Origin of the sequence: Mesorhizobium sp. M7A.F.Ca.ET.027.03.2.1 (assembly GCF_003999175.1) — a bacterium.
Taxonomy (GTDB): Bacteria; Pseudomonadota; Alphaproteobacteria; order Rhizobiales; family Rhizobiaceae; genus Mesorhizobium.
In genome coordinates this window covers 1-778 of record NZ_RZOM01001652.1, presented here as the reverse complement: position 1 = coordinate 778, position 778 = coordinate 1, and the positions used below count along the sequence as shown (strand labels likewise).

Here is a 778-nt window from a genome sequence, read left to right as displayed (position 1 = left end):
GGATAAGTAGCGATCATCGCTGCCGCCATTGCGCCGCCGGCTGAAAGACCGGTGACGAATATTTGCTTTCGGTCCAGGCCGTGGGCAACCACCATCGTCTCGATCATCTGCCGGATCGAGAAGACCTCGCCGCGATCGCGCGCAGTGTCTGCCGGCAGGAACCAATTGAAGCAGAGGTTCGGGTTGTTGGCGCGTTGCTGCTCGGGATAGAGAAGTGCGAAACCGCCCTCGTCAGCGAGTTGGGACCATCCCGAGTGGCGGTCGTAGCCGGCAGCATTCTGGGTGCAACCGTGCAGCACAACGACCAGCGGCGCCCCATCCGGGAGGTCAGCGGGCATATAGTATTGTGCCTGCAAGGCACCAGGATTGGAGCCGAAATTCCCGAGGGTGGAGAGGCGATCGGCGGATGTGAAAGAGTTGGGATGTGTGTTTTGTAGCCCGCGCAGTGCTGTAAGGCGCGCGATCGTATCGGAGATGTTTCGCAATTGAGCCGTCCTTGTTTTTGACGCCCATGATTGGACGGCGTGTGTGCAACGCACTCGCAGCAATATCGTTGCTGCACTGCACAATAGCAAGGGAGACTGAGATGAGGGGGGATCGGCCGGGCCCTGAGGACCGGCCGATCCGCAACTCAGCGTTCGGTGAGGTACAGCGTCTCTTCGTCGTCGCGCTGCCTGCCGCCCAGTGCCGCGGCGGCACTGGCGATGAAAGCGCCGACTATGAGAGAGAGGGCACCCAATAAGGCAAAGGTTGCGCCGGCTTTTCGTGCTGTGTCGGC

1 protein-coding gene is annotated in these 778 nt (G+C 60.9%); it reads right to left on the bottom strand.

The window, feature by feature from the left end; all coding sequences use genetic code 11:
* A partial coding sequence (locus EN750_RS37100) for a PHB depolymerase family esterase (protein WP_189526808.1) occupies positions 1 to 485 on the bottom strand: 485 nt, incomplete at its 3' end.
* Positions 486 to 778 lie beyond the last annotated feature (293 nt).